The organism is Oleiphilus messinensis, assembly GCF_002162375.1.
Lineage (GTDB): Bacteria > Pseudomonadota > Gammaproteobacteria > Pseudomonadales > Oleiphilaceae > Oleiphilus > Oleiphilus messinensis.
Window position 1 is genome coordinate 1,900,738 of record NZ_CP021425.1, and the last position, 26,417, is coordinate 1,927,154.

Here is a 26,417-nt window from a genome sequence, read left to right on the forward strand (position 1 = left end):
TGATTGCCGCCTGTATTGAACATTCTTGGCTGCTGTATTGTGCAGACTCGGTAAATGGTTGTGACCGGTTCTGTTTTCTTGAGAGAGTTATATTATGAATGTACGCCCTTCATTGGTTGGCTTGGTGCTGACAATTTCCGTGTTACCTTTGAGTTCAGTTCAGGGGCAAAACCTGAAAACAAGTGTTGAGAATACGCAAAACACTATGGATTTTTGTGTGGGCCGTATTAACGATCTTGTTGCTGACTATGAGGTGAAGCTGACACGGCCTGAAGGGGAAAAAATGCGGGAAACGCGTCGTTATCCTCTGCAATTGATCAAAGATCAGCACAATGTGGCGTACCATTATCCGAATTTGCAAATTACGGATCTTTGGCAGCGTAATGGTAACGGACAGCTCTCGTTACTGAAGGGGTTTGATGCCCAGCAAAGAAGTATTGAATATCAACCCGGTGAAGTTAAAAAAACCGGCTCCGCACGTTGGGAAAAGCTGGCGAGCCTGATTGATCCCCAGTTATTGCAGGGGTTGAAGTTGCTGAGCAGTACGCAACTGAAATGTGGTGTACTGGAACACTACTCAGGGGTAATGAATGGCCAGGTTATGTCGGTCAATTGGTTGCCACACCTCCAGATACCCGTGTCGATGACTTGGCAGCAACCACGGGAAACGCTGAATTATCAATTGACGAAAGTGGGAGAGGGGGCGAGTGCATTCGTTGCAACCGTTCAAAATTATAATGCGACCGATTTCGCTGATATCGGAGATAACGAGTCTGATCCGTTTTTGGTGAAAATGATAAACCTGGGTTATGTCGAGCATGCCCATTCCGGTGCGTATGACTCCGCAGGTCGTGCATTGGGCTCCCATAATCACTAAAAATCGCTGACTTTTTTTAGATTTGTAAATCGAGCGCCTGCAGCTTAGGCCTGGCGTTTGAGTTACTTCCTCCCGAGCTACATTTTTTCGTTTTTCCAAATCCGGAATTTAGATATCGTATTCATTAATCGTCTGAATTTATTCTATATTCTAGGTTTAAATGCCCTCCAACAGCACGTTATGTAGAAAATGCCCATATGCATTGGTCAAATATGCCATTGGTTTCATTTTTTTAATTGTTTACAAATAGCAGGTAATGGCACTAGTGTGCAAATAGGGCATTGCGGCTACACTTAGCCCATGTCAGAGATACCTGCCGTATGGATGTTAATGCGAGGCAGTGTTACATCCACTCTGTTGTAAACAACATGGAATCAATATGCTCGCAAAAAAAATAACAATGCGTAACCCTCTCGAATGGGAGGATTCCTCCAAAGCTTGCCTGTTGCTCTTTGCAACCCTGCTGGCTCACCTGCAGTATCTGGGGTGGGCTTATTATCTACTTTCTCTCCCGCAACGGGATGAGTTGATCAATACTGAATTCGCTTTGTCTCAACTGCCATATTTTCACGGTATCGTTGTGTTGTCGACGATACTCTTTGTGATCAGTATTGTCGGTAGTTTGAAGCGCAGCGAGAGCGTCTTATGGCAGCATTTAGGGACGCAATACTATGGTATTTCCCTCTGCTATTTCAGTTTTGTAATCGGTACCCTTACGATGCCGACGGGGGCTGTTTTAGCTGCAGCGCCCGTTGTCGGGTTGATACTATTTGACCGTGCTGCGGTCTTTGGTGCCCTGGCATCCAGTACCTTGCTAATCCTGGTCATCTCCTACGGGTCGGCATTGCAATGGTGGGAGTATGCGCCAGTGATCAAGAACTTTGTTTCCGAGAGTGGCCATTTGTCGATGTTTTGGCTTACCTCGATGCTGCTGTTCACGGTACCGCATTTTTTGATGTTGACCATCATGGCTGCTTATGTCTTGCGTCGTTGGCGCATGCGGGAGGAAGAGGTACGCTATTTGAGTTTGACCGATCCGTTGACCTCCGTATCCAATCGCCGCAGCGCCATGTCGCATCTCGAGCGGGAGTTAGAGCGGAGTCGTCGCAAAGGGCCTTCCTTGTCGGTTGTTATGGTGGATCTGGATCATTTCAAGAGAGTGAATGATACCTGGGGTCATGGCATTGGGGATGAGGTGTTGGTCAAGGCAGCAAAAACATTGCGGGAAACTGTTCGTCAGAATGATATGGTGGGCCGTTTGGGCGGAGAAGAATTTTTACTGATCCTGCCAGGCACGGATCAAAAGGGTGCCGAGTTTCTGGCTGAGCGTTGTCGCCAGCATATCGCCAAGCTGGAAGTGGACACCGGTCAGCGCGAAATCCTGAAAGTTACCGCCAGTATGGGAATTTATTGTAATGAGCATAACCGACTACTGGAGTCGGATATGCTGCTTGAATACGCTGACCAGGCACTTTATCACGCGAAGGAAAGTGGTCGAAACCGCGTGGTTATCTGGCATGAAGGATGCGCATAGATCAGGCTGTCGGCGTCATCCAGAATTTGTGCAGGCATCGGGCGGTCAACTCCGGTGATTCAATCATCGGCAGATGACCAATTCCTTTCAGAATCTTGCTTTGAGCATGGGGTATCAATTGCTCAAACAGGGCTACACAGCTGACATCAATAATTCGATCCCGGTTGCCCCAGAGAATAAAAGTGGGGGTTTTTATCTTCATCAGAACTTCTTCTGTCGGGATAGCCGGGGTCAACATATCCTGAAATATCTTGCGGTGTACCGGGCGTCGATGCAACATATCCTTTGCAAGAACCGCAGGGAATGTCCGTGCCCATAATCCCTGGCTGCGATGAGTTGTGAACCGAAACAGTTTTTCTACATCGCGATAGGAATCGGGAATCAGTACATTGTCTCCGGTAACCAGGCCGTCTTCCATCGGGCTCCGGCTGTGGGTGGACACCCCGGCAGCGTTCATCAGTGTGAGGGTTTTTACCCCCTCAGGCCGTGCACTGGCAATGCCTGCGGCAATAGCACCGCCCATAGAACTGCCCACCCAATGAGCGGGGCCGAGGTGTAGCTTTTCATACCAATCCGCCAATCGATTGGCCTGTATTTCATAGCTGTAGCGTTGCGCTGCGCGAAAACTGCTCATGCCAAACCCCGGTAAATCCGGAATCAGCAAACGGTAACGACGCTTGAGCAGAGAAAAAACCATCGAAAGCCAGTTTTCCTTGCTGGCGCTGAAACCATGTAACAGGACAACCGGCTGATGATTGCTACTGCCGATATCAAGGTATCGTATTCTATGGCCATCCACAAAAGCATCCCGGTTTTGAACCAAAGGCAATGCCCGAGTCAGCAGATCAACCATTGAGAAAAAGGATGTTTTAGGTCGCCAGTTTTCCAATTCGTCTTGCGAACTGGCTGTTTTCGGGTGACTCAGATAATGTTTAGCGATAACGCCAGTTTGGCTGCGTGGTGCGGAATTCATCGTAACCTCCAGTTCCGGGGTGATGTTGCGGTTATCATCACCCCGAAAAATATTTTTTTTATCGTTTCTGTTTTACGTGTCTTTACGCATTGGCACTGCTTGCCAGAGCTGATTCAAAGGCCGTTTCGGCACTTACCGTACTGGCTGTATTGCGTTGCGTCACGCGGTAAGCCTTCAGGTCGAAATTCTTGGTTTGTTGTCTGAATTTCCAGGTGTAGCCTGGCCACAAGGTTGTGTTTTTACCGCTTACCGGATGAATATACCAGCTGTTACAGCTACCTACATTCCAAACAGTGCCTTGTGTCTTGGCATCGATCTGGTTGTTGTAATCGTTCTGAATCGCTTCTTTGACGTCCAATGCCGCAATTTTGCGTTTGTCCATGATGGACAGCGCGCCCAGCACATATTCAATTTGGGATTCAATCATGTAGACCATTGAGCTGTGGCCCAGACCGGTGTTCGGTCCCATCAGGATATAAAAGTTAGGATAGCCCGCTACGGTTGTCCCTTTGTACGCTTGAGGGCCTTGATCCCAGGATTCGATAATATCTTTACCACCGCGACCAAAAATCATGTTGGCCGGAACGGGATCCGTGGCCTTGAAGCCGGTGCCGAAGATAATGGTGTCAACCTCATGCAGTTTACCGTCGCTGGTGATCACACCATTTTCGGTGACTTCCTGAATCCCGGTGGTAATCACATCCACATTCTGTTGTGACAGTGCCCGGTAGTAATCGTTGGAAATCAAAATACGCTTACAGCCTACCGTGTAGTCCGGCGTCACTTTTTTGCGCAGCTCAGGATCTTTTATTTCCGAGCGGATGTGGTTCAGTGCCCAGCGCTTGGCAAAGGCCATCAGTTTCGGGTTAATGGCGAATGCCGCTACCCGGCTTTCCAGCATGGTATAGATGGCCGCGCGCATCGCCCTTTGGGTACCAGGCAGGCGTTTGAATAAAAGCTGTTCTGCTTTGGTTATTTCTCGATCCGGCTTCGGCAGAATCCAGGGTGGCGTGCGCTGAAACAGTTTCAGCTCTTTCACCTGGCCTTGAATTTGCGGTACAAATTGAATCGCGGATGCGCCCGTTCCGATAACCGCTACTTTTTTGCCTGCCAGAGAATAGTCGTGTTCCCACTGTTGGGAGTGGAACATTTTGCCCTTGAACGTATCCAGACCTTTGATAGTCGGGTACGCCGGCGTTGACAGGCCACCCATGCCCGAGACGACGACATCCGCGGTATAGGCATTGCCGTTGTGGTCGGTAATGTTCCAGCGGCAATTTTGTTCATCCCAATGCATAGCCTGAACCGCAGTATCGAACCGGATATGTGGGTTAATGCCATATTTTTGCGCGCAACCTTCCAGGTAACCCCGGATTTCCGGCTGTGGAGCGAACATACGGGTCCAGTTGGGGTTGGGTTCGAAAGAGTATGAGTACAGGTGGGATTGTACATCGCAGGCACAGCCTGGATAGTGATTTACCCGCCATGTGCCGCCTACGCCAGATTCCTTCTCGATGACGATAAAATCATTCTCGCCCTGTTCCTTGAGTTTGATCGCCATGCCCAGACCAGCAAAGCCGGTGCCGATAATAATGACCCGGTGATGCTGCGCTGTAGAAGTAGTTTTTGGTAACGCCGACATAGAATTAACCTCTTTTCTCAACCACAAATGCGGTTCTGCTCGTGAGTTCATTTGATACTGTTTGTGTCGCTCTCTGTGTGCCCTGGTATTGAATTTGGTATTTGGCACGTTCACTTGATTGTTCAGAAAAGAGCATTGACTCAAATCAGTACATTTGTTTCGTATACAACTGTATACCCGTAACTGTATACAAGTGTATACTTTGGAGTCAAGAGTGTTATAATCAAAAAACCAAAAAAAATGAGATCGAATCAGAGAAGGCGGTATGGCTGTAGTCAAATCAACTCGTGCACCCCGTGTGTCGGGCAAAAATCGTTTAATTAATGCTGCGCTTAAGCTATCGATGCAAACCCGGAGTATTCGAGCTCTGGGGTTGAGAGAATTGGCCCGGGAGGCGGGGTTGAACCCGAATACGTTCTATCGCCATTTTCGGGATCTGGATGAACTGGGGGTTTCTATTATTGGCACCCTGGTCGAACAGATCCGTCAGCCGTTACGGGATTTACGTCGTGAGGCTGCAGGCAGTGTGCTGGGGGATGACTATGACCCGGGTGCCGCTGATCCGATGAAAGCGACCCTGAGGGCGCAGCAGGTCAATCGTGAAACGATTCGGCTGGTATTCGAATTTGCGCTGCAAAACGAAGCCGCCTTCCTGATGGGAGTGCAAGAGCTCCATGGAGCCTCACCGGTTCTGCGCAGAGCCCTGCGGGCGGTAATGGCGGATTTTGCTGACGACATGGTGCAGGATATTAAAGACCTGAAGTTGATGGTACCGCTGGATGAAAAACGGATGCATCAGCTTTCGGAAATCGTCATTCGTAATATCTTCCAGTTATCACTGGAGTATATTGAGTTTCCGGAACAGCGTCGGGCAATTTGTCAGCAAGCAGAATATATGGTGCTGTCATTATTGTCCGGGGCGATGATACTGAACCGTATGGGGCCGGACTTGTTCCCCTGAGATTTTGCCGTGTAAGTTACTTGCTATTTCAATTTCAAACTCGCGCTCTGTGTCGTGGCGTGATATAAACGGTCTCGATCCGGTGATTTGAAGAGGGAAAGATGAAAGGCGCATTTTTAGACGGCAATAGTCTGGGATTGGATATCGATCAATCACGTCTTGAGGCGGTGCTAGACCCGTTGGAAACCTATGAGCACACGGCACCAGAAGATGTTGTTTCCAGGTTGGCAGGTGTTGATATTGCTGTTGTCAATAAAGTTCAATTGAATGAAGCCCATTTTGCACAGCTCCCTGATTTAAAAATGATTGCGGTCACCGCGACCGGGACGAATAACATTGATATGGCTGCGGCAGAAGCTCGTGGAATAAGGGTATACAATGTTGAGCGGTATGGACGGCCCACTATCGTACAACACACTTTTTCCCTGATTCTTGCATTAGCGAACCGGCTTTTGGATTATGATTCCGATGTTCGATCTGGCCACTGGAACAAGAGTGACATGTTTTGCCTCATGGGACATCCAATTGTCGAGCTTGATGGCAAGAAAATGGGCGTCGTCGGCTATGGTGATTTAGGCCAGGGTGTTGCCCGAATGGCAGAAGCGTTTGGCATGGATGTTATGATCGCCGCGAGGCCGGGGCAGTCTACGGACTCCGTTGATGGCTTACCCAGAGTACCGCTCGACCAAATGCTGCCCAAAGTGGATGTTTTGTCCATTCACTGTTTATTGAGCCCTGAAACCCGGAACTTGATTGATGCCGCCGCGTTAGCGAAAATGAAACAATCCGCGTTTTTAATTAACGTTGCCCGTGGTGGAATCGTCGATGAACTGGCGTTAGCGGATGCCCTTCGATCCGGTCGTCTGGCAGGGGCGGGGATTGACGTGTTGACCGAAGAGCCTCCTGTGCAGGGCAATGTGTTACTGGATCAAAGTATCCCAAATTTAATTGTCACACCCCATTGTGCCTGGGCAAGCAAAGAAGCTCGACAACGCTTACTGGAAAAAACGGCGGACAACATAGCGGCGTTTATAGGATAGCGGTGTTGGCAGGCACACAATAAATCTGGGTGAATTCCTGGTTGGAGGTCAAGGCATGTGGGTGCAACGGGAAGTAAAACTTCGTCCCTATCCTCGGGGATTCCATCTGGTCACTGAAGAGATCATTCGACAATTTCCTGAAATAAACCGGGTTAATGTGGGTGTATTCCATGTCTTCATAAAACATACCTCAGCCTCACTGACTATCAATGAAAACGCCGACCCCACAGTGCGTCAGGATTTCGAGCAGTTCTTCAATCGCTGTATCCCGGAAAATGAGCCCTACTACATTCATACCTATGAGGGACCCGATGACCTCCCTGCACACCTGAAAAGCAGTGTATTGGGATCGAATCTCACGATCCCTGTAACCAATGGCCACCTGAATATGGGAACCTGGCAGGGCATCTATCTCTGCGAACACCGCAATCGGGCCTCCGGACGGTCACTGGTGCTCACACTGATGGGAGATTCTTAGCAGATTTATTCTTGTAACAACGCACCGTTCCCCACACAACTTGGAACGGGTGGTGCCAATAGTTGTTCCTCTTCTCATTACTCCTCATGCCAAAATAAACTTTGTGGCAAAAATCACGATGTTTTCTATGCTTTATGTTGATCTATTGACTCATCTTGGTGCGATCCAGAAGGCGGGTTAATTTCGGGTTACGGGTTTGTGCAGACAGACATCGCGCTTGTAAAACGGACACAGCAAAAGCGAATGAATAATAGAATTAACTATATTGATATCGCAAAAGGAATTTCGATTGCTTTGGTTGCTTTGCATCATAGCCAGCTAAAATCATACTTTCTCGAAATAATTGAGCCGATGTCACTTTTTAGAATGCCTCTCTTTTTCTTTTTAAGCGGCATTTTTTTTTCCTATGTTTTGTTACCTAAAGTATTTTTGTTGCGAAAAGCTGAAGCACTTTTAAAACCATACTTCTTTGTGCTCATAGTACTCTTTCTTTGCAGTTTTTTATCGGGAGAAAATGCACTGATATGGAAGTTGAAAGGGATTTTCTACGGCAATGGGGATACGATCAGATGGAGTGCACTGTGGTTTTTAACACACCTGTTTGCTTTGTATGCGTTTGGTTATTGTCTGTTTTACTTTTTTCGTTTTGGTTGTTTGAGCTTTAGGCTGCAAGTGGCTGTTCTCTTTTGCTTCCTTGCAGTTGGTTCATTGTTTGTGGAGTATTTTTGGTATAGATCCATTAATATTTACGATTTTTCCATGGAGCTGCCAGGGCTTCCGTTCTCTCTAGACATTCTCTTAATTTCATCGCCTTATTTTATCCTGGGTTATCTGCTGAAAGATAAAGTATTGAATTTTAGGCCTAACCTGCCTTTTCTTATTTTTTTTATAGGCTTATTTCTCTGCCTGACTTCTTTTAGTGATGCATATATTGATTTGAACAAAAGAATTTACGTAAATCCTATTGTCGCACCCATTGGAGCATTTTTAGGCATATATATCGTTTTATCCTGTGCCTGGTTTTTTTCTAAAGTTGATTGGTTAAAATTGATTTTTATTCGGTTGGGTACTGCGAGTCTTTTTATTCTTATTTTCCATCACTTTATTGAATATAACCTATTCACTTTCTTATCCGTTGGCGTAGCAGGCGACAACAATCTGCTGATAGTTTCGGTTTTGTCTTATTTGCTAAGTATTTCCATTCCATTACTTATCAAAAAAATTGTGGAAGGAAATGAGTTATTGTCGCTTGCGTTCTTTCCGTTTAAATCAAAACGGGTATTCAAGCGAACTTTCCCCATACGCAGTCAAGCAAACTAGTGCTAAGTAACTATTTGGTGGAAAAAATACCGGCCTTTCCTATGCTTAACATGGGGATGTGTGCGCGTTGATCCAATTTTTTGGTCGCGGGCATTATGTGATTATTTGGGCCGGATGGTGGTTTACGGATTCTGCGCAATGAAAATGCCGATTTATTCACCTTTGGTGATTAAGTTTTTTGTCAAAGCGGCCTTACCGGTCTTTGTGTTACTTGTTGCCGCAAATCTGATTTTTCTGGATATCAAAAGCGAAGAAACAAAGACGCTTTATATCGAGCAATTCACCGATCAGACTAATCTGCTTGCCAATCAATTGTCTATTCCTATCTGGTCTCTGGATCGTCAGACCTCCCATGCCATTCTTGAGGGCATGCTGGAGGATGACGGGGTTCGCTGTGTGGTTCTGGATGAATTTGAAACCTACAAAGAAACCATTCGGCATCGCTTTGAGGCGGGGAGTTGCGAGAATCTTTCGTTGTTTGGTCAGCCCTTGGAGGAGCAAAGTAATACACACTCGATCATGGCTGACATTGAGTTTGATTTTGATGGAGAGGCGATCAAAATCGGTCGCGTAAAAATGATCATCGATCTTTCCACAGTGAATCGGCAGCTCTATGCAACCGCGAAAAAAGAAATGATCTTCTTTTTTCTCTACGTCATGATCTTTATGGTTGGCTTTCATTTTGCGTTTAACGCAACAGTACTTCGGCCTTTGAATAAGGTTAAAGAATCGATATTACATTATCAGCAAACCGGTGAGCGGCAGGACGTGGACTGGAGCTCGAATGATGAATTGGGCCGTGTCATCGAGCATTTTAATGACAACCAGCGCCGGGCAGGGCAGTTCGAAGAAGAGTTGCGTGAGAAAAACCGGCGTTTGGATACCGCACTCAAAGAAGAAGAAAACGCTCGAAATACCGCAGAAATGGCGACTCAGGCAAAAAGCGAATTCCTGGCCAATATGAGTCATGAGATCCGCACACCTATCAATGCCATTCTGGGCTTGTCACAATTATTGTCAAAAACCCGCCTGGATTCAAAGCAATCCGGTTATTTGAAACACATGGTTAACTCTGCAAGTGTACTCTTGGAAATTATCAATGACATCCTTGATTTTTCCAAGATTGAAGCCGGAAAGCTGGAGATAGAAAGCGCAGTATTTGATTTATTCGCGTTGATTGACCGCTTGGCCGATGTGCACTCTCACGGAGCCGCGGAAAAAAACCTGAATTTAAGTTTTAGTGTCGATCCCAAGCTTCCTCGTTGGTTGATCAGTGACGAGATCCGGTTGAGTCAGGTGATGTTGAATCTCATCTCCAATGCAATCAAATTTACACAGTCAGGCTATGTGAAAGTGGAATTGAATTGCCTTGAGTTGGATGAGTCCAATGCCCATGTTGAAGTCATGGTTCGGGATAGTGGTATTGGAATCAATCCAAAGCAGCAGGAGCGGTTGTTTCAGTCGTTCACTCAGGCAGATGGGTCTACAACTCGAAAGTATGGCGGTACCGGACTGGGTCTTGCGATTAGTCAAAGTATCATCAAGCAAATGGGGGGCGAGATTTCGATCGAGAGTGCGGAAGGAGAAGGCAGTACTTTTTCATTTGATCTTGATTTGAAGTGGGAACAACGCTCGAGAGACCCTTGGTATGATCAACTGACCACCAATATCGCCCTGATTGTTGTGGGTAAGAGTAGTAACGTAAATGCTATCTCGACCTGCTTTCGGCAAACCAATGCCAAAGTTTTTATTTTGCCCGGTAAAGACGAAGCGTTGCCCAGAATAGATTCGCTGTCCGAGTTGGGCTTTCAAATTGCCTTGTTCTGGGATTATGCCTCGACAGAAAGCACAATATTGGAAGTGGAAGAATTATTCCGGGAGCGTTGTGCGGTCATTATTCCGATTCTGGATTTGAAAGAACTGGAGGGTGTCCAGAGTCAGCTGGACTCCATGGGTTACCCCTTGCCACTTTTGAAACCGGCAACGCCCGGGCGTGTAGGGGAGGTTATGGAACGTTGCATCCCTGACCTGGAGTTTAAGGCCACAAAATCAGGAAAGCCAAAAGTGTCTGAGGTCAGAGCGCCTTCAACCGCTCAAAACCTCGCCGGGCCACCTCGTTTGAGCCCGATGAATCAGCAGGGTGTTCCGTCTTTTGCTGGCAATCGAATTTTGTTGGTGGAAGATAACGAAGTCAATCAGGTTGTCGCTTGTGAGATGCTGGAGCTAACCGGTGCGAATGTGCATATCGCAGAAAATGGTCAGGTCGGGGTCGATTTTCTCAAGGAATCCGGTGACTCGGTCGATCTGGTATTAATGGATTTGCATATGCCGGTATTGGACGGGCTGGGGGCCACAAAAGCCATTCGTGAGGACTTGAAACTTGATTTGCCGATCGTCGCGTTGACAGCAAATGCGACAACCAAGGATCGAATGACTTGTCTTGAATCGGGTATGAATGATTTTCTGTCAAAACCTATCGACGGTGAGCGCCTTTATGCTGTCATCGGCCAGTTTATAAAAAGCAAAGTGGCTGAGCTGGCTCAGCTTCAGAGTATCGGTCCGGAAGAATCGGAGGCAGGTGCAGTGCCTGAAGCCCCGGTTCAAGTGCCGGCGCAGATTGGAGGCGCTGGAAATACCAAGGACCATGCCATGTCGTTGAGTTATTCCGGCGAGCTGATTGAAATGGATGATGTTCGTAAACGTTTTGGTACCCAAATAAAAATATTTCCTAAAATTGTGGAGAGTTTTATCAAGAGCTTTTCTGATTTCGAAGACCAGTTTGAACAATCAAATGCCTCTGAGGATCTTGAAGAAATGTATCGTTTGGCGCATTCTCTCAAAGGTGGCGCAGCAAACATTGGTGCTCGCAAACTTTCAGAACTGGCTGCGGAACTCCAGGATCGCTTGAAAACACCAGAAGATATTCGTCCTGCACTGGAGTGGGCACCATGGGTTATCGATTGCTTGCGTAAAACTATTGCGGAAGCAGAAAGTCTGGTTTCGGACACCGTTATCAAAACTCCCTGACTGGATCTTTCGTTTGTAACGGAAGGGGAAAATGGAACGCCTCGTTTAACAGACATTGAGTTCTTCATGGATTTTTAGTGCTATACAGGATGATGTTTCCTTGAATCTGCAAACCTTGAAATTAACTGTCGAGCAATGGCTTTTTTCTCCGGAAAGCCGTTATCACGGGCCAGAGCGGATCGCACACCGATGCTCCAGAATTATTTATGCCGTGGGGCGGGATCTTGTAAATGGTCAATTGACTCTGCATGCCATGAGCCTGGTATATACAACGTTGTTGTCCATGGTGCCTTTGTTGGCATTGAGCTTTTCTGTACTCAAAACCCTCGGTGGTCATAACGAACTGACACCGCTACTGGAAAATGCATTTTCACCTTTTGGCGAACAGGGGCCAGAGATCGTGGCCAACATACTGGGCTTTGTTGACCGTATAAAAGTGGGGGTACTAGGCTCTGTGGGCCTGGCTTTATTGGTGTACACCGTTATTTCACTTGTGCAGAAGATCGAGCGCTCCTTTAATTTTATCTGGCGCGTGCCCCAATTACGTTCTATCGGTCAGCGGTTTAGCAATTATTTGAGTGTAATTGTGATTGGGCCTTTGCTCGTGGCTTCTGCGATTGGTGCCACGGCATCGATTATGAGCTCTTCAATCGTGCAAGCCTTGGTTGCCATAGAACCCTTTGGTTCGATGATTCTGCTTCTGATCAAGTTTGCGCCATTCTTCTTTATGATCGGCGCGTTTACTTTCATCTATATTTTCATGCCCAATACTTCCGTTGATTTCCGTTCAGCATTGATTGGTGGTATTGCTGGTGGCATGGCGTGGCAAACTTGCGGGCTGCTCTTTGCCTCCTTTGTGGTTTCTTCTTCTGATTATCAGGCAATTTATTCCGGATTTGCTTTGGGTATTATTCTGTTGATCTGGATCTATCTTAACTGGATGATCTTGCTGCTGGGTGCGGCGATATCTTATTACGTACAGAATAGTGAGAAAATTTGCAAAGCGTCGAAGGTACACAGTTCTCCTCGACTGGATGAGCGGATCGGGTTGGCCGTTATGTTCAGAGTTGCAAAGCGATTTGACCGTGGTGAGACGTCATATAAAATTTCTGAATTAGAGCGTCAATTGAGTGCGCCTCCACAGATCACCCGTCGCGTGACCGACAATTTAGTAAATTCCGGAATGTTAGCCATTTCCGGTGACCGGAGTGACCGATATGTCCCTGGCTGCTCGATTGATCATATTCCAATGAGTAAGTTACTCAAGGTCATTCGTCATGATGATCAGCAGGTCGCTGCGCATATGCCGTTACTGGATTGTGACGAACTGATCTCTACTCTGGAGTCTGTGGTGGATGATAAGCTGCAAGAGCTAACCCTTGCAGATCTGGTGCGACGTGATGAAAAAGCTGGATGACCTGAAGAGCTCAGGTATCCAGTTCCATATGTGGTAGTGCGTTCAGCTTCCACTTTATTTTGGGTTTGCAGTCCAGGAGTTGACCGGAACTGACACCTTGGTTCACCAGCTCGGCCTTGAGCAGCTTGCCCCGTTCCTGGCCCAGTTCCAGCAATGCACTCTTTTGCTCTGGCGTGGGTTTATCGGCGATTTCAACCAGCTGAAGGTCCGCAGGAACCGTGACAGGACAGAGGCGGATTGAGACGTTTTTATTCTGGTTCATGATCGCAGGCAGTTGTGCAACGAAATTAGCCTGTTCTGGTCCGGGGGATGCCTGGCCTGCAGGGTAGGGTAGATCCTCAAACCGGAGTTTCAGGGCCTGATTCCCCGCAATCATGGCCACGGAAACAATGTTTGCGTAAGGTACCAGTGCTTGAACGAGATAGGTTTGTGCGGCTTTCATAATGGCTTTTTTCATAACCACTGAAATAAAGCCCACAACACCAAACTCTGGATCGCTGAGGTCGCCCTTAATCGGGATGGAGATGTCTACATTGCCATCGCTGTCTTTCAGGGAGTCCAATGCCAGGTTGAGTGTAATTGCGCCCCCACTCAGGTTCGTTGTTTCGGTTGAATCTGCAGGGATCAGTTCTAGCGCCTGAAGTTTAATGTCTGCTTTGCCATTCATTTTGTTATCAGTAATGGCCATATCAAATTTCGTATTCAATGCTCCACTTTCGATTTCATACCCCAGTGCATCCTGGATATAGAAGGATGTTGGTCTTAACGCCAGCTCGGTGATATTGCCTTTGAGGTGGAGGTTCACAAGTTCGCTGAATGGTTTTGTAAAACCACTTACGTCATAGCGGGTGTATTCGCCATTGTGTGCTTTGAGTAGCACCTGTGTTTCCAGGGCTGGATTAGCGGTGTCAATGGGGCCGACACGATACTCGTCAAAAATCAATTGATTGACATAAGGAGGTGATTTTAGCTGATCGGTAAACTTAATCCGGGTATCTTTGCTGAATTCCACTTGATTAATAGCGAATGTGAAGGGGGGGGCTTCGGAAGATTCCGAATCAGTTGGCGGACTTTCCGGTTCAGCAATTTCAGCCGTTGCAGCTCCGTCATCATTGACTTCCGGTTCATTGCTCGTCGGGGGCGGGGCGGTTGCTAACAGGTTATGCAACTCCCGTTGTGCGGTTAATATGATATCTGCAATCAGGGTATCAAACGCAATGGTATCGATAGTGAGTCGATTGTCTGCGAAGTTAATTTGTTGCAAAGACAGGTTTGACACGGTAGCCAACGGCGGCGCGCCATCCTCCCTGAGTGGCTTGGATACGATCAAGTTCTGGAATGAAACAGACGGAACCATGGCTGTCGCGGGAGCGCCGTCGGTTACTTCAAATGTGGGTATTTGTAAAGCGCTCCACGACGCAGCCAGATTTTGATCATGATACAGATAGATTTGTGTGGCACCGGACGAGATTTCTGGACGGACGGTAAATCGGGGGGGCATGTCTGCGATGATCTGCGATTGGAGCTTGTTGAGTCGCAGGGTATATTCCGAGTTTTCCAACAATACCGGATTCGCGGCGACGCGGGCTCCGGTAAAGGCAATTTGACTGGAGTCCGCAGACACGAGATAAGTATCGCCAGGGTTTTCAGTTTGGCTTTGATCCAGAGAAAATTGATTAATTTCAGTCGTTAAGCTTTGTAATTTGACGGATGTAGGCGAGATATCGGGGTCAGCATTGTCCAGGTTGAGGAGCAGGCCTTTGGTTGTAAGCCTGGAAGACAGTGATGCCGCGATGTTGTCCTTCAGATTGATCTGCACATCTTTAGTTTCAAGGGTGGTCGCGAAAGCCTCTGCATTCGTGCCTTCCAGGTTAATGCGAAAATCTCCCAGCGTAACCGCACCTTCCTGCTGTTTGATGTTCATACCGTCTGGGGTCATGGAAAATTGAAAGTCACCGGAAAGGCCAAGTTTACCGGTTAATCGCTTGATTGTTTCGGGCATCCAGGCTGCGTACTGTTTAAAGTTGATATCGGCCAGTTCGTAATAGCCTGTGGCGTCGATTATTGCACTGTCTGGAGAAAGGGGGTTTTCACCACTGACTTCGAGTGATAACTGTACCGGGGCGCCATTGACTGCCGTTAACCAGCGAAGTTCAGCGCCAAGTTCCGCATCCGACAATTCAAGATCTTTGATTTCGAGCAATTCTGTATTGATCTTTTGTGTGCCCTCAGGCAACTCAATCTCGATATTGGTATCAGTAATGGTGAGCCGTGGCAGACCAATGAACCATCCCATTAACGGGGGAGTCTCGCTGGCTGGTGGGTCTGCTGCTTCAGGGGGGGATGATTCTCCCTGTGGCGGGCGAATACCGGCAACTTCTGTTTCGCTTTCCGAAATGCGCAGGTGTAAATTAAGGCCATGTATACTGGCTCGATCCAGAATTACCTGGTTGCTGAATATATCGGTAAACAAGTAGCCTAATTTAAACTTTTCTATATGCAGTCGTTCTTGATTATCACGGGTAATGACAAGATTGTTGATTTGCAGCTCAGAGCTGAATGGATTGAACACCACTTCGGCATCCGGGTTAAGCGAAGCCCCTTGCTGAGTCAGAAATTCGTTTGCGTAGTGCAGCGCAATTCGTCCGGTGAGCAGCCAAATCAAGAGCAATAAAAGAATCGTCAGCAGCAGTAAAGCCAACAGTATTTTCGGTGTGACAGTATAGAGTCGCTTCATAGTGCGAGAGATTCCTTGTCAGTTTCTGACCGTTTGGGAATTTCAGAATCGATAAAACGTGGGATGCTCAGGCGTGATTGTGCACGCCTTAAACGCAGCCAATATATAAAATTAACATGACCAGAACAACCGTGGCAAAGACTCCAGCCTATAAGACTTTAGGCATACCCGAAGCATTGTCATTATTCAATGATTTGAGCGTAACCGACATGGCATAATCAGAGCAGCAGGCGATGGAAATGAGTTCGGATTCAGGTAATGCGGTCTTGCCGTGTTTGGTTAACATGCTGCAATGGCCGAGTAAAATACTGTCCAGGAGCGGATGGGTGATTTCATCGTCGTAACGTTGTTCATCCATTGCTTTGAATAATTTTCGATAAAAGTCCGGTAATGACCATTGTTTAGCAAGTCTCCGGCACTGCGGCCAGACAAACTGAGTCGAAATTTTATAAACCAGTGCATACTCTGGTATGTACTCGGGATTGTGATCCTGATAAGTTTGTAGGGTATGTCGATACAGCAGCAGACTGGACAGGGCAGGAAACAAGCCGGCGAGATAATATTCACATGGATTACCCCGTTGCGCGCGAGCGAGATTTTCCGCCGCACTGGCGCATGCCAAAGCCCATTCCCAAACCAATTGAGCAAACTGGCTTTCCTGTTTTGAAGCGCTTTTCAGCATGGGCATGAAGATCGACGCTGAAATCAAATTGCGGACACCGTCTTTACCCATAACAAAAATCGCTTCGTCTACGGTATTGACCGGGTCTTCTCTCCGTTTAAAAAAAGGGGAGTTAGCGACTTGTAACAAGCGAGAGGTCAGCAGGGGGTCTGATAATATGGCATGGCTGATGCCTCGAATATCCGACCCTTCATCATGTAGCATTTTAATGAGCATCGGAAGTGTTGCCGGGCGGCGGGGCATTAACGAGGTAAAGTCCAGGTCAGATGAGTTGAGTTCCTGAGCAATTCGGGAATACATTTGCTCGCCAGTTGTTGTTTCAATTTCGTAAGTTGGCTCTCGCTCATCAAATACTAACTCGCTGAAGGCCATAGCAATCATTCTGCGTTGCGCATCCCCGTGATATTCTTTCCGTGAACGAGAAAATGCTCGTTTGCTTTTATCATCACCGAGGATTTGAGAAAGCCAGTTCCACATAGTTTGATCCGTTTCCAAGTTTCATACATCAAATCTTAGCATATGCACGCGTAAACCTTCGCCCACTCGGGCGGGGATATAAGCGGGAAGTTCGGAGAACTTCTTGTTTTTTATAATTTGCTGTATATAATTACAGCATGCTGAGAGCGACCAAAGTAAGAATTTACCCAACGCCTGAACAGGCGGAATTTCTAAACCGCCAGTTCGGTGCTACGCGGTTCGTGTACAACAAGGCCTTGCATGTCATCAGTGTTCAGTACAAACGCCACGGCCTGAAGCTCAAGGCCAAGAAAGATATTAAGCCCCTGCTCGCGGTGGCAAAAAAGTCACGCAAGTATCACTGGCTCAAGGAGTTTGACTCGATTGCACTCCAGCAAGCCTGTATCAACCTGGATAAAGCCTTTCAGAACTTCTTCGACCCGAAGCACTCCGCTCGTTACCCCAAGTTCAAGCGCAAGCACGGCAAACAATCCAGTTACCACTGCACAAGTATAAGCGCGGAGGATAACTGGATCAAAGTGCCGAAGATGGAGCCGATCAAAGCGCGAGTACACCGTGCTTTGGAAGGGAAGCTCAAGAGCATAACCCTGTCACGTACCGTGACGGGAAAATACTATGCTTCGCTGCTGCTTGATGACGGCGTAGAAACACCCGCGCCGATGAAAACAGTCGATACCGTGTTGGGTCTTGATATGGGGCTCACTCACCTCGCTATCGACTCAGAGGGTAGGAAAATAGCGAATCCCTGCTTTCTGAAACGTACCGCCGCCAACCTTCGACGCAAGCAAAAAGCCCTGTCCCGATGCCAGAAGGGTAGCAAGGGTCGGGCGCAAGCTCGCCTCAAGCTTGCCAAGGCACATGAACACCTCGCGAATGCCCGTGCGGATTACCAGCACAACCTGTCCCGACAGCTTATTGACGAAAACCAAGCGGTAGCAGTCGAGACATTGAAAGTTAAAAACCTGCTGAAGAATCGGAAGTTGGCGAAGCATATTGCTGACGCGAGTTGGTTCAGCTTGATTCAGAAGTTGGAGTACAAGGCCAAGGCGCAAGGCAAGCATCTGGTCAGAATTGATCAATGGTTCGCCAGCACCAAGACCTGTTCCGGCTGCGGCCACAAGATGGCGTCCCTGTCGTTGTCGGTGCGTCACTGGACGTGCCCTGCCTGTAAAGCAGTGCTTGACCGTGACGTAAACGCGGCCATCAATATCCGCCAACAGGGCATTATCAAACTAAGGGCCGAAGGACTGTCGGTTCCTGCCAATGGAGGCTTGCGTAAATCCAGCCACGCGCCGGTTGCAGCCTAAGAAGTTGGAAGCCTTGCCTGACAGGGCGGGGAGCAGTCACCAGGATCGGGCGGTTTTTCCGCATGTAAATAGAGGAATATCGGGATATCGAGCCCCGTAAATGCCGGGACTCGTTGGGACGTTACAGCACAGCGTAAGCGACTTATATTTGAATGTTGAAAACAAAGATAACTTGAGCCAGACCGGCCAACGCCCCGAGGGCCGCGCCAATGAGGATGAGTTTAATTTCGTCTTCCTGAAAGCAGGGGCGTAACAGATCCTGAAATTCCTCAGGTGACAGGGCTTCCATTCTTTCTACCATGATCATTTCGACTGCCGCCGCACGATCCGTATTGAATACGGGGTCAAAGAATGCATTTTCGGAAATCTGAATCGCCTTCTCGCCAACTTTCTGTTTAAGTGAAGCAAAGCCTTTAGGCCCCATGGCCAGCTGGGTGAGCGGCTTGCTCAGGCCTGCGGTATCATCCACGATTGGTTTGATATGTTTGCGGACAAGGTTACGAGCACGTTCTCCCTGCGAGCCGTTCATAATTGCAGTCATGATATTGCCGATAGTCAAAATTTCCTGGGTGATAATTCGGCAAAAGGCTTGTGCTACTGCTTTCTGGCGTTTCAGGAACAAGCCCTGTATGGAGATTGGCCCGATGGGAATGGGGTTGAGTGGTCGGAAAATGACGTTTAGTGCGATCCAGTTCGTCGCCCAACCTACAATCAGGCCGCAAACCGGTAGAATCCACCACTCCTGAAAGAAGTACCAGATAACCATTTGAATCAGGCCAAAGGTAAATCCGAAATATAATCCGGAATTGATAATAAACCGGAATTCCTCTGTACCGCATTCGAGAAAGATACGGTTCAGGAGCCGCTTGTCCGCGACAAGCTGCTCGGTGACCATGGTTTTAATATCCAGTAGTTGCTCGATGTTTGCCGAGACATCGTCTACGAGATTATCGACAAGGTTGGGAGTACTTTTCCTGACGCGGTCATAGACTCTTTGACGGAATGATTCCGGCAGGTTTTCCCAGACTGTTGGGTATTCCCGAAGCAGGGTTTCATCAACGTACTCTTCAATACGAGGTTCTACTGTTTCGACGATATGTTGGGCGAGTACCTGTGGATCAATCTGTTCGAAAATTTCCTGAACTTTGCCGATTTTCGAAATTGTCGCATCGACACTGATTTGTGCCATTTTTTGCGCCTTGGATGGAATGATACCCTGCCATCCCAAAAAAGGGCGAATGCCGACAAATTCAAGGGGAAGAAACGTCAATTTAATGGCCAGCCAATTGGTTGACCAGCCAATCAAGGCTGCGATGAAAGGTATGCTAATAAACTTCCATACTTCAGGATCTTGCAGTATTTCCAGCATGGGAACGGGGGTCTCCTGCCATCAGGTACATCAATTAACCTTTACCCGTGCGCTCGGGTTTTCAATTTTGCTTGAAAAAAAGAGGCACGCCGTACTTTGGAACGATCGCATTATAAGTGCGAGAGTGCGACAAACTCAAAATCATCTTGGACAAATGTGCAGAAATACCACACGGCTCACAAATTTGTCACGAACTGTAACATATTTTCTCGGTATGTAATTAGCTCTAGACACATTTGCGTCCGTCAAAGCTGTATACGATTGAAATTGGTAGGCATTTTCCAATAACTTAATCTTTAGTGTCGAGATTCTAGTGTAGCGGGCTCATCGCAAAAAGCGTTATGGGAGAGCCTGCAAATATTGCATATTTTGCAAAATTGTTACAATCTGATCTAAAACTAGACAAATTTATAAGTCTATGAAAATAATGGATAATTAACCTGTTCCCTCATGTGGTTAACAGTTTTATCCACAGAAAGTGTGAATTAAAATGCAACTTTCTACACAATTTGTATGAAAATTCTGTTCTCGCGTCTTAAATTCTCGGTTTTGGGTTAATTATGAGTAATTTAGGTGCCTGTTGCGCACATTCTTACTCAAGTGGTTTATTTTTGCTCAAATCTTAAAATATCATATATATCAGCCTGATAGCATAGGTCTCCTCATAAAACTCACAAAGATATCCACAAAATGTGTGGACTTAATTGCTGTTTTTAACCCATTCATTCACATCCATTCTGTAAGTTGTGGAAAAGTCGGAAGATAAGAACAAAAAGCATTCAATTCAGGAGGGGGTGTTAACAATGAGGTGGGAATTCTAGATATTTTGCCTTCGATCAGTCTGATCGAAGGCGAGTTTTGGCCACTTTGTCGTGTCGGCTTACGCTGTAGTACTATTTTGTAGTCAAGTTGAAGAAAAAAGGAACGATTCCGTAAAACCCTTGGTATTAGTAGCTTTACGGGCTATTCCCTCACCTAATTAACAGATATATCCACAGGTTTTGTGGAAATTATTGATGTTTCTGTGTCGAGAGGGGGAGTGTTGTGCACAGGTTGGTTTCGAAGCCTGTTGATAAAATCATTGGCGGATTCGATGTATGACAACATAATTGGAACGACGACAAGCACCAGCAAGGTCGCAAATGCCAGCCCGAAGGAGATACTCACTGCCATCGGAATCAAGAACTGGGCCTGCAATGAGGTTTCGAACAACAGGGGCAATAATCCCGCAATGGTCGTTAACGAGGTTAAAAGTACGGCGCGCAGGCGCAGGCAGGCGGCGTCAATGAGTGCGGCTTTGGCTGGTGTACCTTCCTGTCTCAACTGTTTATAAAACGTAATGAGAATGATCGAGTCATTGATAACAATGCCGGACAGGCCAAAAATACCAAACTGCGACAAGATGGTCAGATCGATACCCATAAACCAGTGGCCGAAGAATGCACCGGCAATACCAAATGGAATGGCGAGCATCACGGCGAACGGCCAGGTGTAAGATGAAAATACCCAGGCCAGAATGAGATAGATCATCAACAAGGCAAGAATAGCACCTTGGCCCATGTCTTTTCCGGTTTGGGATTCCTCCTCTGCTTTTCCTTTGTATTTTACAGTTAGACCAAAGCGGCTGGTTAAATCTGGAATAACGCTTTGCTGCAGTTTTTGCAGAACTTCATTGGCATTGGTGACGGAGCTATCCACTTCTGCGGTAATGTGTACCCCGAGCTTGCCATCTGTGTGGCGAAGGAGTTCAAGACCTTTGCGAGATTCCAGTGCGATAATATTGCTCAAAGGTGCGGTATCTCCCCCGGGGGTCACAATGGGGAGCGTTTCGAGTATACGGTGGAAATGCCGTTCTCGCTCCGGGAGCATGATTCTGACTTCGATTTCCTCATTTTCGTCATAAAAAATCTGGAGTAAACGGCCATCCAGCGCAGCCCGAAGTTGGGAGCCCACGTTTGCCACCGTCAGACCGAGGGATTCACCAAGTGGCGTCAGTTTGAAAATATATTGTTGTTTACCATAGGGTAAATCGTCGAGTATGTTGGTAACCCCGTCATAAACCTTCATTGCCTCTGCCAGTTCCTCAGCCGCCTGTTTTAACGTTTGGGCATCACCACCGGTTAGGAAAATATCAATGTCCCGCCCCGGCGGTCCGCCTTGAGGGCTGTTGATGCTTAATTGCTCGATACCTGAGGGCTGTACGATTTCCTGCTTCCAGGCCTGAATCAAATCGGGATTACGGATTGAGCGCTCATCAGGCATGATCAGTTCTACAAATATCATGGCGTACTGATCGCCGGTTTGATAGTTTTGACCACCATTGAAGGTCGCAGAGTTCAAGCGTACAAAAGAAGACTCAACCAGATCGGGTGCCCGTGTCTTATCCTCCACCAACGTATTTTCTATTTTGAGCTTCTTATTGGCTTCTTGAAGTGCCCGTTCCATTTCAAATGCGAAGCTTCTAACCGTGTCAGGTGGCGTACCGGCCGCAAATTTTACGCTGGCAATAACCATTGAGCTTTCCGGCTGCGGGAAGAAATGAAACTTGATTTGCTTGAAAACCACTAATGAAAAAGCCAGCACCAACAAGCTCAGCGCCGTGACCATGGTAACGCCCCGATAGCGCATTGCGAGGGTAATGAACGCCCGGAAAGGCCCATCCCGAAACTGGTTGAACATATTATCCAGTTTTTGACGAACGGGACCGGGTTGTTTGTGGTGATTTTTATGAAAGCTGTGACGCAAATGACCGGGCAGGATTAGAAAGCTTTCAATCAGTGAAGCCACAATGACACAAATAACAACAAATGGTATGTCACCCAGGATGTTACCGATAATACCGCTGACCAACATCAGGGGCAGAAATGCCGCTATCGTTGTCATGGATGATGACATGACCGGAACAAACATCCGGCGGGCACCCCCTTCAGCAGCTTGCAGTGAACCTTCGCCGGTTTGATAGTGGGTGAGGGCATCTTCCGCCACAACAATAGCGTCGTCAACGATAATGCCCAGCGCCATGATCAAGGCAAACAGGCTGACCATATTAATGGTACCGCCGCTAAAGTGCATGATGGCAAGTGTGCCCATAAAGGAAACAGGGATGCCGAAGGCAACCCAGAAAGCCACTCGACCATTCAAAAATATAAACAATATGGAGACTACAAGCACCAGACCGCCAAGCCCGTTTTTCAAAAGCAGGCTGATGCGTTGTTCGACAAAGGTATAGCGTTCGTCGACCGTTTTCAGGATCAGGTTTTCAGGCATTCGTTCCCGGGTTTCTGCCAACCATTCGTGCATGATCCGGGCTGATTCCAGTGTATCTGAGGTTTCTGTGCGTTTTAGCTCCATCAATACCGCGGGGAGCCCTTGATAAAAAACCTCTACGCCGTTTTCTTTGGTCCGGAAGTGAACATCGGCGATATCTTCTACTGTGACTCTCCGGCCGTCGCTGGTCGTGATAACGGTCAGCTCCTCAAAGCCTTGAACGGATCTCCTTTTTTCCAGGCTGCGAACTTCCCGGGCGGCTTCGTCCTGTCCAACTGCGCCTGCTGGGATATCCTGACTTTGACCCGCTATGCGTTCGCCAATCTGGTTCAGGGACAGGTTCAGGGTTTTTAATTGTTCGCTGGCGACCTCTATCGCGACTTCTTGTTCAGGTAAACCAACGAAATTGACTTTCGCAATACCCTTGTCGAGGAGTTCCCGCTCAAAGTTATGAACCAGTGGCCGCAATTCATCAAGTGGGCCGGAAGTGGCAACCACAATTTTTGCAACATCTTCATTGCGCACGATTTTGGTAATTTCCGGTTCTTCAGAATCAGATGGTAAATTGCGTACCAGTCCGACAAATTCTTTTACCTGGTCGAGGGCCAGACCCATATCGGTATCTTCCTGATACTCAATGAAAATCGAGCTTACACCCCGAGTTGAAGTCGAGCGCATTTCCTTAACGCTGTCCAGGTTCAGTAGTTCTTGTTCCAGTGGTGTGGTGATGGATCGGGCAACATCTTCAGCACTTGCCCCCGGCCAGATTACCCTTACCGTAATGAAATCGGTGGCAAAGGTCGGAAAGAATTGGCGATTTAATTTACTGAGCCCATAAACACCCGCGATGAGCATAATCATCATCAACAGATTTGCTGCAACTTTGTGTTGGGCGAAGCGACCGATCAGGTCTGTGCTGTGGGGTGTAGCAAGCGAGGAAGAGGGTAGGTTCGGCTTCATTCCGCTCGGTTCTCCGTGCTGCTCACATCTGGGGCGGTGTGACTAAGCTGTGCGGGCTGACCTATCAATTCCTGTGCGACAGTATTCGGTGCAGTTGTGACTTTAAGGCCGTTTATTGCGTTTGGCAGCTGTGTCGTGATAACACGATCTCCATCTTGAAGCGCTGCACTTTTAACCAGAATTAATTGTTTACCCGACACGATTTGTGTGCCCACATGATCGATCCTGACCGCTTCCAAGCGTGAGTCTTTGACTCTATAGACTCGGTTATTACCGTAAATCGACGATACGGGCATCGCAAAAACATTTCGCTCTGCTGGCAGTTGAAGTTTCAAGGTAAGAATCTGGCCAACCAAAAGCGGCATTTGCGGTGCGGATGTCAGCTGGAGAGTATGAGCAGAAAGCGGGTTTTTGCTTTCCCGGAACAGACCATCGATACCGCCACTACCGGCATTCGCTTTGCCGGACAGGCGATCCAGTACCAGATTAATCTGGCCGCCGTAACCCAGAGCCAGTGCTGATAATTGAAGATTTCGTTGTGAAGCGTTTTGAATGGTGGTTATCCAGCGATTGGGGATTTGACCTCTTACTTCGACATGGGCCTCGTCGTACATGCTGATCAGAACGTCTCCGATTCGGGCGCGTTCTCCCGGAGAGCTGGTAACCGCTGTAATTCGGCCTGAAAACGGGGCCCTGACCAACGTTCTATTCTGATCCAGTTGGGCCAGTGACAACTGGGCTTCAGCGCGTTTCAACTTAGCACGAAGTTGCGCTAATCGGCTTTGATGATTGCGTATGTTCAGTTCTCTCGCATTCAAGCTGAGTTGCTGTTGTTGCAAGCTCTGGCGGGATTGGTCCATTTTAACTTCACTGCTGACGTTGGACTGTTTAAGCTTGCTTTCCCTTGCGACCGCACGTTCTGCCAGGTCGATCAACGTTTTTTCGTTTTCCAGTGATTTCAGGTCTTGTTTGTGTCGATTAATCTCGGACTCGACTTGCGATTGTAAATCGATCACGTCAGCTTCCCGCTGGAGTAATGCGAGTTTGGTTTCCCGGTCATCAAGGGTGAGCAGTATCTGGCCTTGAGCAACATACTGGCCTTCGGATACATCGACCCTCGTCACATCTGCGTTTACGGTTGCTCGAAGTTCGGATGTGTAGGGGGACTCGACCGTACCCAATAATTCGATTTCCGGATGACGGTCAGCTGCGCTGAGTTCGATGGTCTGAACATTCCAGGCTTTTTCTTTGCTCTCGACTACGGGGGGGTGTGGTTGTGCCGACTTAAGCCACATTATGACCAAAGCGGTAATCACCAGAATGGAAAATACTGAGATCAGTGCAATTTTCAGGCTGCCTTTTGGCATTGGCTCGGAGGTTGGGGTTTGCTGTGGCTGATTTGCTGGCGCTTGTTCACTCATATAGGTTTGCCCGAAATCCTGTGAATCTTAAAGATAATCGCACTTGCCGGTAGTTGGCAGGCCTCAACTGAAAATATTAAGACAGTGTAGTGCAATCGCGAGCACCACACGTTCGTTTATACTGAATCTGACCGTTGGTCACAACTGTTTTTTGTTTGAGGCTTAGAGCGCGAAATCTCCCCAATGCCATTGCAGCAAGGTTAGTGCGGCTACAGGGGCTGTTTCCGTGCGGAAAACCCGATTGCCCAGTTTTACGGGTTTAAACTGATGGTTCATTGCAATTGCCACTTCTTCTTCCGTTAGACCGCCTTCCGGGCCCACGAGAACCGTTGCTGACTCCGGGTTCTTATCCGCCGCAAAAATGGTACTCAGTGTTTCGTTCTGGTGGTGATACATGACCAGTCGCACGGCTTCGGTTGCATCCTGGCACCAGGCATCGAGCGTTCGACCCGGACGGATCTCGGGCACGTCGGTGCGTCCGCATTGTTCACTGGCATTGATAGCGATCTGTTGCCAATGACGGATGCGTTTTTCTTCACGTTCTTTATTCAATCTTACATCGCAGCGTTCACTGAATAACGGGGTGATGATGTTGACGCCGAGTTCCGTCGCTTTTTGCACCATATAGTCCATCCGATCTCCCTTCGAGATAACTTGCCCGATGTGGGTGTGCAGTCGGGAAGCAGGTACGCCCGGAGTGTTATGGGTCACGGCGACGACCATTCTTTTTTTATGGATGGCGGTAATGGTCGCTTGATAATTTTGCTGGTCGCCGTTGAACAGTTCAAGAAGCTGTCCAACCTGCATACGCAGGACTTTGGCGATATGATGGGTCGCAATTTCATCCAGCTCTGCGTCGGAGCCGACGCAGAGTGGTTGAGCGGTGTATATCCTTGGTATTCTCATTTGGCCTTTAATCTCGTTGTTC

17 protein-coding genes are annotated in these 26,417 nt (G+C 47.7%); 9 read left to right on the forward strand and 8 right to left on the reverse strand.

The genetic code is table 11. The features are described from left to right. Positions 1–94: 94 nt before the first annotated feature. Positions 95–877 (forward strand): hypothetical protein, encoded by a 783-nt coding sequence (locus tag OLMES_RS08320; protein WP_087460835.1) that lies wholly within the window; start codon positions 95–97, stop codon positions 875–877. Positions 878–1,256: 379 nt separating this feature from the next. Next, entirely contained in the window at positions 1,257–2,411 is a 1,155-nt protein-coding gene (locus OLMES_RS08325) for a GGDEF domain-containing protein (protein WP_087460836.1), read from the forward strand. A gap of 1 nt (position 2,412) precedes the next feature. Here OLMES_RS08325 and OLMES_RS08330 read toward each other — a convergent pair whose 3' ends face one another. Together OLMES_RS08330 and OLMES_RS08335 are read right to left on the reverse strand one after the other, a co-directional pair. Then, positions 2,413–3,384 (reverse strand): alpha/beta fold hydrolase, encoded by a 972-nt coding sequence (locus OLMES_RS08330; RefSeq protein WP_087460837.1) that lies wholly within the window; start codon positions 3,382–3,384, stop codon positions 2,413–2,415. Positions 3,385–3,466: 82 nt separating this feature from the next. Continuing rightward, positions 3,467–5,026, reverse strand: coding sequence for a flavin-containing monooxygenase (locus OLMES_RS08335; RefSeq protein ID WP_087460838.1), 1,560 nt, complete (start codon positions 5,024–5,026; stop codon positions 3,467–3,469). 265 nt (positions 5,027–5,291) lie between these two features. Here OLMES_RS08335 and OLMES_RS08340 point away from each other — a divergent pair, with 265 nt between their 5' ends. The 6 genes from OLMES_RS08340 (at position 5,292) to OLMES_RS08365 (ending at position 13,269) form a co-directional block, all read left to right on the forward strand. Beyond that, positions 5,292–5,987, forward strand: coding sequence for a TetR family transcriptional regulator (locus OLMES_RS08340; RefSeq protein ID WP_087460839.1), 696 nt, complete (start codon positions 5,292–5,294; stop codon positions 5,985–5,987). A gap of 101 nt (positions 5,988–6,088) precedes the next feature. Continuing rightward, complete coding sequence (locus tag OLMES_RS08345) at positions 6,089–7,027, forward strand: D-2-hydroxyacid dehydrogenase (protein ID WP_087460840.1); 939 nt, start codon at positions 6,089–6,091, stop codon at positions 7,025–7,027. A gap of 55 nt (positions 7,028–7,082) precedes the next feature. Then, a complete protein-coding gene (locus tag OLMES_RS08350; protein WP_087460841.1) occupies positions 7,083–7,505 on the forward strand; it encodes a secondary thiamine-phosphate synthase enzyme YjbQ in 423 nt (140 codons plus the stop codon). A gap of 243 nt (positions 7,506–7,748) precedes the next feature. Beyond that, entirely contained in the window at positions 7,749–8,825 is a 1,077-nt protein-coding gene (locus tag OLMES_RS08355; RefSeq protein ID WP_157678222.1) for an acyltransferase family protein, read from the forward strand. Positions 8,826–8,963: 138 nt separating this feature from the next. Continuing rightward, positions 8,964–11,852 (forward strand): ATP-binding protein, encoded by a 2,889-nt coding sequence (locus tag OLMES_RS08360; protein ID WP_198343271.1) that lies wholly within the window; start codon positions 8,964–8,966, stop codon positions 11,850–11,852. Between the two features lie 100 nt (positions 11,853–11,952). Beyond that, positions 11,953–13,269, forward strand: a complete 1,317-nt coding sequence (locus tag OLMES_RS08365; RefSeq protein ID WP_198343272.1) for a YihY/virulence factor BrkB family protein — start codon at positions 11,953–11,955, stop codon at positions 13,267–13,269. Positions 13,270–13,279: 10 nt separating this feature from the next. On the opposite strand, the gene OLMES_RS08370 is transcribed toward OLMES_RS08365, so the two are convergent. Both OLMES_RS08370 and OLMES_RS08375 read right to left on the reverse strand, forming a co-directional pair. Next, positions 13,280–16,006, reverse strand: coding sequence for a DUF748 domain-containing protein (locus OLMES_RS08370; protein ID WP_087460844.1), 2,727 nt, complete (start codon positions 16,004–16,006; stop codon positions 13,280–13,282). Positions 16,007–16,154: 148 nt separating this feature from the next. Beyond that, on the reverse strand, positions 16,155–17,165 hold the full coding sequence (locus OLMES_RS08375; RefSeq protein WP_087460845.1) for an HDOD domain-containing protein: 1,011 nt from the start codon (positions 17,163–17,165) through the stop codon (positions 16,155–16,157). A gap of 137 nt (positions 17,166–17,302) precedes the next feature. On the opposite strand from OLMES_RS08375, the gene OLMES_RS08380 reads away from it, so the two are divergent. After that, positions 17,303–18,472: an RNA-guided endonuclease InsQ/TnpB family protein gene (locus OLMES_RS08380; RefSeq protein ID WP_087460846.1), complete on the forward strand. Its 1,170-nt coding sequence runs from the start codon at positions 17,303–17,305 to the stop codon at positions 18,470–18,472. Between the two features lie 142 nt (positions 18,473–18,614). On the opposite strand, the gene OLMES_RS08385 is transcribed toward OLMES_RS08380, so the two are convergent. The 4 genes from OLMES_RS08385 to OLMES_RS08400 form a co-directional block, all read right to left on the reverse strand. Beyond that, positions 18,615–19,841: a DUF445 domain-containing protein gene (locus tag OLMES_RS08385; RefSeq protein ID WP_087460847.1), complete on the reverse strand. Its 1,227-nt coding sequence runs from the start codon at positions 19,839–19,841 to the stop codon at positions 18,615–18,617. Between the two features lie 975 nt (positions 19,842–20,816). Beyond that, the gene (locus tag OLMES_RS08390) at positions 20,817–24,068 is read right to left on the reverse strand and encodes an efflux RND transporter permease subunit (RefSeq protein WP_087460848.1); all 3,252 of its coding nucleotides are present in this window, start codon (positions 24,066–24,068) and stop codon (positions 20,817–20,819) included. Next, positions 24,065–25,489: an efflux RND transporter periplasmic adaptor subunit gene (locus OLMES_RS08395; RefSeq protein WP_087460849.1), complete on the reverse strand. Its 1,425-nt coding sequence runs from the start codon at positions 25,487–25,489 to the stop codon at positions 24,065–24,067. The genes OLMES_RS08390 and OLMES_RS08395 overlap by 4 nt, the downstream gene beginning before the upstream one ends. A 162-nt stretch (positions 25,490–25,651) precedes the next feature. Further along, a complete protein-coding gene (locus OLMES_RS08400) occupies positions 25,652–26,395 on the reverse strand; it encodes a 16S rRNA (uracil(1498)-N(3))-methyltransferase (RefSeq protein WP_087460850.1) in 744 nt (247 codons plus the stop codon). Between the last annotated feature and the right edge of the window lie 22 nt (positions 26,396–26,417).

What these genes read in the sequence shown, in the direction of transcription:
- OLMES_RS08320 (WP_087460835.1), top strand. Translation starts at nt 95, where the DNA reads ATGAATGTACGCCCTTCATTGGTTGGCTTGGTGCTGACAATTTCCGTG.
- OLMES_RS08325 (WP_087460836.1), top strand. Translation starts at nt 1,257, where the DNA reads ATGCTCGCAAAAAAAATAACAATGCGTAACCCTCTCGAATGGGAGGAT.
- OLMES_RS08330 (WP_087460837.1), bottom strand. Translation starts at nt 3,384, where the DNA reads ATGAATTCCGCACCACGCAGCCAAACTGGCGTTATCGCTAAACATTAT.
- OLMES_RS08335 (WP_087460838.1), bottom strand. Translation starts at nt 5,026, where the DNA reads ATGTCGGCGTTACCAAAAACTACTTCTACAGCGCAGCATCACCGGGTC.
- OLMES_RS08340 (WP_087460839.1), top strand. Translation starts at nt 5,292, where the DNA reads ATGGCTGTAGTCAAATCAACTCGTGCACCCCGTGTGTCGGGCAAAAAT.
- OLMES_RS08345 (WP_087460840.1), top strand. Translation starts at nt 6,089, where the DNA reads ATGAAAGGCGCATTTTTAGACGGCAATAGTCTGGGATTGGATATCGAT.
- OLMES_RS08350 (WP_087460841.1), top strand. Translation starts at nt 7,083, where the DNA reads ATGTGGGTGCAACGGGAAGTAAAACTTCGTCCCTATCCTCGGGGATTC.
- OLMES_RS08355 (WP_157678222.1), top strand. Translation starts at nt 7,749, where the DNA reads ATGAATAATAGAATTAACTATATTGATATCGCAAAAGGAATTTCGATT.
- OLMES_RS08360 (WP_198343271.1), top strand. Translation starts at nt 8,964, where the DNA reads ATGAAAATGCCGATTTATTCACCTTTGGTGATTAAGTTTTTTGTCAAA.
- OLMES_RS08370 (WP_087460844.1), bottom strand. Translation starts at nt 16,006, where the DNA reads ATGAAGCGACTCTATACTGTCACACCGAAAATACTGTTGGCTTTACTG.
- OLMES_RS08375 (WP_087460845.1), bottom strand. Translation starts at nt 17,165, where the DNA reads ATGTGGAACTGGCTTTCTCAAATCCTCGGTGATGATAAAAGCAAACGA.
- OLMES_RS08380 (WP_087460846.1), top strand. Translation starts at nt 17,303, where the DNA reads ATGCTGAGAGCGACCAAAGTAAGAATTTACCCAACGCCTGAACAGGCG.
- OLMES_RS08385 (WP_087460847.1), bottom strand. Translation starts at nt 19,841, where the DNA reads ATGCTGGAAATACTGCAAGATCCTGAAGTATGGAAGTTTATTAGCATA.
- OLMES_RS08390 (WP_087460848.1), bottom strand. Translation starts at nt 24,068, where the DNA reads ATGAAGCCGAACCTACCCTCTTCCTCGCTTGCTACACCCCACAGCACA.
- OLMES_RS08395 (WP_087460849.1), bottom strand. Translation starts at nt 25,489, where the DNA reads ATGAGTGAACAAGCGCCAGCAAATCAGCCACAGCAAACCCCAACCTCC.
- OLMES_RS08400 (WP_087460850.1), bottom strand. Translation starts at nt 26,395, where the DNA reads ATGAGAATACCAAGGATATACACCGCTCAACCACTCTGCGTCGGCTCC.